Source organism: Achromobacter pulmonis (assembly GCF_902859765.1).
In the GTDB taxonomy this organism is placed as follows: domain Bacteria; phylum Pseudomonadota; class Gammaproteobacteria; order Burkholderiales; family Burkholderiaceae_B; genus Achromobacter; species Achromobacter pulmonis.
Window position 1 is genome coordinate 133,333 of the sequence record NZ_CADIJV010000013.1, and the last position, 6,326, is coordinate 139,658.

Annotated in this window: 5 protein-coding genes; all 5 read left to right on the forward strand. The window is 69.3% G+C overall.

The features are described 5' to 3' along the window. Positions 1-44 precede the first annotated feature (44 nt). The 5 genes from HV701_RS13470 (at position 45) to HV701_RS13490 (ending at position 6,245) form a co-directional block, all read left to right on the forward strand. Positions 45-713 (forward strand): DUF4286 family protein, encoded by a 669-nt coding sequence (locus tag HV701_RS13470; RefSeq protein WP_175133523.1) that lies wholly within the window; start codon positions 45-47, stop codon positions 711-713. 48 nt (positions 714-761) lie between these two features. After that, positions 762-2,081 (forward strand): MFS transporter, encoded by a 1,320-nt coding sequence (locus tag HV701_RS13475; protein ID WP_175133524.1) that lies wholly within the window; start codon positions 762-764, stop codon positions 2,079-2,081. Between the two features lie 251 nt (positions 2,082-2,332). Further along, positions 2,333-3,631 carry an imelysin family protein gene (locus HV701_RS13480; RefSeq protein ID WP_175133525.1) on the forward strand — a complete coding sequence of 433 codons (1,299 nt, stop codon included), beginning with the start codon at positions 2,333-2,335 and terminating at the stop codon, positions 3,629-3,631. Then, the gene (locus HV701_RS13485; protein WP_175133526.1) at positions 3,628-5,148 is read left to right on the forward strand and encodes a di-heme oxidoreductase family protein; all 1,521 of its coding nucleotides are present in this window, start codon (positions 3,628-3,630) and stop codon (positions 5,146-5,148) included. The genes HV701_RS13480 and HV701_RS13485 overlap by 4 nt, the downstream gene beginning before the upstream one ends. Then, positions 5,148-6,245 (forward strand): imelysin family protein, encoded by a 1,098-nt coding sequence (locus HV701_RS13490; protein ID WP_175133527.1) that lies wholly within the window; start codon positions 5,148-5,150, stop codon positions 6,243-6,245. Before HV701_RS13485 ends, HV701_RS13490 begins: the two co-directional genes overlap by 1 nt. Positions 6,246-6,326 lie beyond the last annotated feature (81 nt).

A 6,326-nucleotide genomic window follows, 5' to 3' on the forward strand; every position in this document is an offset into this window, starting at 1 on the left:
CCGAAGATGAGTCCCTTCCGTTATCGAAGGGACGTTTTCTTTCCATGAGCCAAACCACCGCTTCCGCCACGCCCAACGGCATGCTGTTCGTTGCCTGCGACGTCGATCCCGCCTTCGAGACCGATTTCAACCGCTGGTACGACCGCGAGCACGTCGAGGAGCGCGTGCGCATCCCCGGCTTCCTGTCTGGCGCGCGCTATGTGTCGCTGTCCGGCGGCCGCAAGTACCTGGGGCTGTACCGCACGCAATCGCTGGGCGCCTTCACCAGCGCGGATTACCGCGCCGCCTTCGAGCGCCAGACGCCGTGGTCGGTGACCAACCTGGATCGCATGCGCGACCCGATGCGCCGTGTGTGCGCGGTGCAGGCCGTGACGGGTTTCGGCAGCGGCAGCCACATCGCGGTGCTGCCGCTGGTGTACGGCGGCGACGCGGCGGGCCTGACGGCGCGCGCTGCCGAGAGCGGTGGCGCCCTGGCGCGGTCAGAGGGTTTCGTCCAGTCCTATTTGCTGGCGCCGGATACGGCGCTCAGCGGCCCCTTGCCGCGAGAATCGATGGCAAACCGCCGCCTCGATCCGCTGTTCGTGATCGAGGCCGGTTCCGCCGCCGCCGCGCGCGCCCTGGGCGAACAGGCCGCCGCCGCGTTCGGCACGCGGGCCGCCGACAACTGGCTGCTGGCGCTGGGCTGGAAGCTGGCCGCTGCCGACCTGCGCTGAACCGCGCCAAGACAAGCAACGCCATGTACACGGGACAGGGGTAATCAAATGACTGAGAACACGTTGCACGCGCCGGCCGCCGCGCACGGCGGCGCGTCGTCCGGCAAGATGAAGAAGCTGGCGCTGGCCAGTTCGGTCGGCACCACGCTGGAATGGTACGACTTCACGGTCTACAACCTGATGGCGGCGCTGGTCTTCAACGCCATCTTCTTTCCGTCGTTCGACCCGCTGACGGGCACCATCCTGGCGTTCTCGACCTATGCGGTCGGCTATGTCTCGCGGCCGCTGGGCGGTTTCGTATTCGGCCACCTGGGCGACCGCCTGGGCCGCAAGTTCGTGCTGGTGGCCACGCTCGTCATCATGGGGCTGTCGACCGGCCTGATGGGCATGCTGCCGACCTACGCGCAGTGGGGCGTGTGGGCGCCGGCCGCGTTGGTGGCGCTGCGCTTTGTCCAAGGCGTGGCGCTGGGCGGCGAATGGGCCGGCGCGGTGCTGCTGTCGATGGAACACGGCAAGCCCGACCAGCGCGGCCGCAATGCGTCCTTCACGCAGGTCGGGCCGTCGTGCGGCACGCTGATCGGCACCGGCTTCATCGCCCTGGTCTCGCTGTGGCTTACGCCGGAGCAGTTCCAGGCCTGGGGCTGGCGCCTGCCGTTCGTGTCGAGCGTGGCGCTGGTGCTGTTCGGCCTGTGGCTGCGCCGCGGCGTCGAGGAAACGCCGGTGTTCCGCGACATGGAACAGAAGCGCGAGACCGCCAATGCCCCGGTCAGGGACGTGCTGGTGCAACACTGGCGCCAACTGCTGGTGGCCGGCGGTGCGCGCATCGGTTCGGACGTGCTGTATGCGCTGGTGGTGGTGTTCACGCTGACCTACGTGACCACGGTGCTGCGCCTGCCGCGGCCGCTGGCGCTGGGCGCCACCATGCTGGGCGCGGCGCTCAACGCCATTGCGGTGCCGGTGTTCGGCCACCTGTCGGACCTGATCGGGCGGCGCCCGGTCTACCTGGCGGGCGCGCTGCTGGGCATGGTCTGGGCCTTCGTGTTCTTCACACTGATGGACAGCGCGCAGCCCGTGGCCATCTGCGCCGCGGTGGTGGTGGGCCTGTTGATCCACGCGATGATGTACGGACCGCAGGCCGCCTTCGTCACGGAGCAATTCCCGGGGCGGGTGCGCTACGCCGGCGCGTCGCTGGCCTACACGCTGGCCGGCATCGTCGGCGGCGGTTTCGCCCCGCTGATCATCGCCAGCCTGTTCAAGTCATGGAACTCGACCGTGGCGGTGTCGCTGTACGTGGTGGCCGCATTGGCGGTGACCGCCATCTCGGTGCTGGCCGCGCGCGAGACCGCCAAGGCGCCGCTGCAACGCTGAACGCGCTGCCGGCCTTGCCCTCATCGGCCCGGGTTCGCCCGGGCCTTTTTCCGCGCCCGGGCTTGCGGCAGCGCAGACCGCGGGCGGATGGCGGCCGCGGCAGGGGGGCTTCCTTTTTTATTCGGAAAAACGTCAGGTAGCTGACTTTATTCTGAATAACAAACGAAAATTGTTTACACTCGCATCTACAAAATTTCAGTGTGGACGGGACTGCCGCGGGGCGGATTTTGTCCGAATTACGGGAGAAAGTGATGCGCAAGTTGTTGTTGGGGGTGGCGCTGGCCGCCGCGGTGTTCGGCGGAACGGCTCATGCGGCGGTGGAGCCCAAGGCCGTGGTCGCCAACTATTCGGATCTGGCGCTGGCCGGCTACGAAGACGCGCTGCGCTCGGCCAAGACCTTGCGCGAGGCCATCGACGCCCTGGTGGCCAAGCCCAGCGAACAGACGCTCAAGGCCGCGCGCCAGGCCTGGCTGGACGCGCGCGTGCCGTATCAGCAGACCGAGGCGTTCCGCTTCGGCAACCCCATCGTCGACGATTGGGAAGGGCGCGTGAACGCCTGGCCGCTGGACGAAGGCCTGATCGACTATGTCGATGCTTCCTATGGCACCGAGAACGACGAAAACGCCTACTATGCGGTCAACGTCATCGCCAATTCCACGATCTCGGTGGGCGGCAAGACCATCGATGTCAGCCAGATCACGCCCAAGCTGCTATCCGAAGTGCTGCACGAGGCCGACGGCAACGAGGCCAACGTCGCCACCGGCTACCACGCCATCGAATTCCTGCTGTGGGGCCAGGACCTGAATGGTTCCGGTCCGGCGCCGGCCGCGCGCAAGGGCTCGCCGCAGGAGCGTCACGCGGGCAACCGCCCGTATACCGACTTCGACGTCAAGCAATGCACCGGCGGCCACTGCGAACGCCGCATCGCCTACCTGAAGGCCGTCACCGACCTGCTGGTGAGCGACCTGGAAGAGATGGTTGGCAACTGGCGGCAGGACGGCGCCGCGCGCAAGGCGGTGCAGGAAGATCCCAAGGCCGGCCTGGTGGCGATGCTGACCGGCGTGGGCAGCCTGTCGTACGGCGAGCTGGCCGGCGAGCGCATGAAGCTCGGCCTGATGCTGCATGATCCCGAGGAAGAGCACGACTGCTTCTCGGACAATACCCATAACTCGCACTTCTACAACCAGATCGGCATCCGCAACGTCTACCTGGGCGCGTATACCCGGCCCGATGGCAAGAAACTGGAGGGCGCCAGCCTGTCGGCGCTGGTCAAGGCGCGCGATCCCAAGCTGGACGCCGAGGTGCGCGCCAAGCTGGACGCCACCGTCGCCGCCATGCAGGCGATGAAGACGCGCGCCGAAACGGTCGAGACCTACGACCAGATGATCGCGGACGGCAACAAGGAAGGCAACGCGGTGGTGCAGGCCGCCATCGACCGCCTGGTCGACCAGACCCGCAGCCTGGAGCGCGTGATCGCGCTGCTGGAACTGGGCAAGGTCGCCATCGAAGGTTCCGACAGCCTGGACCAACCCGACGCCGTATTCAAGTGAAGCGCGTAATCGTTGCCGTATTGGCGGCGTCGGCCCACGCCGCCGCTTCTTGCGCGGCCGCTTCCGCGCCGGCCGGGCGCGACGACCTGAGCGCGGCCGACCTCGAGCGCGTTCGCGCCATCACTGCGCCCACCCGCGATTTCTCCAAGGCCGAGGCTTTCGAGACCATGCAGGCCGGCGCCGCCACCACCAACAAGCTCATCAACGCCGACATCTTTTCGCAGCCGTCGGCCAACATGAGCTTCGAGCGGCGCCAGGAATTCCAGGTCGGCAACGGCCTGTTCCGCAAGGACTGGGTGTCGGCGCCCGCGTCCACGCAGGCTTCCGACGGCCTCGGGCCGCTGTTCAACGCGCGTTCCTGCCAGGCCTGTCATACCAAGGATGGGCGCGGCTCGGTGCCGGGCTTCGATCCGCTGGAGCGGCCCGACGCAGTGGCACTGCTGCTGCGCCTGGCAGTGCCGGAAGGGCCCGACCGTGGCCATCCGCGCCTGGCGCCGGGCGAGATCGCATTGCTGCCCGAACCCGTCTACGGCGTGCAGTTGCAGAACTTCGCGGTGGCCGGCCTGCCGGCCGAAGGCCGCATGGAAATCGACTACACGCCGGTCACGGTCCGGCTCAATGGCGGCGAAAGCGCCACGCTGATGAAGCCGGCCTACCGCATCGACAACCTGGGCTATGGGCCGATGCGCAAGGACACGCAGATCTCGCCGCGCCTGGCGCCGCCGATGATCGGCCTGGGCCTGCTGGAATCGATCCACGAGGCCGACATCCTGGCCAATATCGGCGCCGACAAGCGCGACGGCATCGTCGGCAAGGCCAATTGGGTCACCGACGCGCGCACCGGCCAGCGCGTGCTGGGCCGCTTCAACCTGAAAGCCGGTCAGCCCACGGTGGCGCAGCAGAGCGCCGCCGCGTTCTCCAACGACATGGGCCTGTCCACGCCTCTCTTTCCCAAGCACTACGGCGACTGCACCGCGGCGCAGCCGCAATGCCTGCAGATGCCGCACGGCGCGCAGCCGCGCTTCGGCGCGGAAGAAGTGCCGGCCAAGCTGATGGACTTCGTCACCACCTATTCCACCAACCTGGCGGTGCCGCAGCGGCGCGATACCGACGACGCCCGCGTGCTGGCCGGCAAGAAGCTGTTCTACGAAGCCAATTGCGTGGCCTGTCACGTGCCCAAGTACGTCACCAGCCGCAACGCCAGGCAGGCCGAGCATCGCTTCCAGCTGATCTGGCCGTACACCGACATGCTGGTGCATGACATGGGCGAGGATCTGGCCGATGGCGTGTCCGACGGTTCGGCCAATGGGCGTGAATGGCGCACGCCGCCGCTGTGGGGCATCGGCCTGACCAGGACCGTCAACCCCAACGCCACCTGGCTGCACGACGGCCGCGCCCGCACGCTGCTGGAAGCGGTGCTGTGGCACGGCGGCGCCGGCCAGCCGGCGCGCGACCGCGTGGTGGCGATGACACCCGAAGAACGCGCCGACCTGATCCGTTTCCTGGAGTCGCTGTAATGACGCTCACCGCTATCCGCCGCAGCGCGCCCGCCAGCGGCCTGGCCGCCGCGCTGACGCTGGCCTGGTCCTTGTCCGCCGGCGCGGCCGGCTTGCCCGCCGACCTGGGCGAGCGGCTGGCGCAGGGCTACGCCCGGCCGGCCGCCGCCGGCATGGCGGAGGCCGCCGGCAAGCTGGAGGGCGCGCTGGCCACGTGGTGCGCCAAGCCCGACGCCGCCGGCGCCCGGACGGTCGAGGACGGTTTTGCCGGCCTGGCGCTGGCCTGGGCCCGCCTGGAACCATTGCGCTTCGGACCGCTGGTGCAGGCCAACCGCTACGAACGCCTGGCGTTCTGGCCGGACACGCGCGGCGTGATGCCACGGCAGGTGCAGGCCGTGATCGCGGCGCAGGATGCCGGGCTGCTCAAGCCGGGCGCGCTGTCCGGCCGCAGCGTGGCGGTGCAGGGCCTGCCGGCGCTGGAATATGTGTTGTATGGCGAACCGGCGCTGCTGCGGCAGACCGGCGCGCCGACGTTCGCTTATGCCTGCGGCTATGCCCGCGCGGTCTCGGCGAACGTCGCCGCGATCTCGCGCGAGGTGGCCCAGGCCTGGGACGGCAAGGCCGGCTTCGGCCGCCAGTTCGCGCGGCCGCAGGCGGACAATGACCTCTACCGCGATCCGCAGGAAGTGGCGGCTGAAGCCATGAAGGCGCTGTCCACTGGCCTGCAATTGGCGCGCGACGTGAAGCTGCTGCCCGTGCTGGGCGCGGCGGCCGACGACGCCCGGCCCAGGCGCGCCGCGTTCTGGCGCAGCGGCCTGTCGATGCGCACGCTGGCCGCCGGCCTGGATGGCCTGGCGGCGTTCTACACGGCCGGCGGCTATGCGCTGCGCAAGGGCGAGGACTGGATGGCGCAGGCGGTGCTGGGCGAACTGCGCAGCGCGGCGCGCACGCTGCGCGAGGTGCCGGCGCCGCTGGAGCAGGCGCTGACCGACGCCGAAGGGCGCCGCCTGCTGGGACTGGCGGCCTTGACGCTCAAGAACGCCAAGGCGATCGTCGACCAGGACCTGGCGCCGGCGCTGGGCGTGACCATCGGCTTCAATGCGCTCGATGGCGACTGACGGCAGCCGCTCGCCGCCGCTCCCCGCGCGGCGCGCGTTGCTGGCCAGGGGCGGCGCGCTGGGCGCGGCGCTGGCCTGGCC

Coding starts and splice junctions, on each gene's coding strand:
- HV701_RS13470 (WP_175133523.1), top strand. CDS start 45: ATGAGCCAAACCACCGCTTCCGCCACGCCCAACGGCATGCTGTTCGTT.
- HV701_RS13475 (WP_175133524.1), top strand. CDS start 762: ATGACTGAGAACACGTTGCACGCGCCGGCCGCCGCGCACGGCGGCGCG.
- HV701_RS13490 (WP_175133527.1), top strand. CDS start 5,148: ATGACGCTCACCGCTATCCGCCGCAGCGCGCCCGCCAGCGGCCTGGCC.
- HV701_RS13480 (WP_175133525.1), top strand. CDS start 2,333: ATGCGCAAGTTGTTGTTGGGGGTGGCGCTGGCCGCCGCGGTGTTCGGC.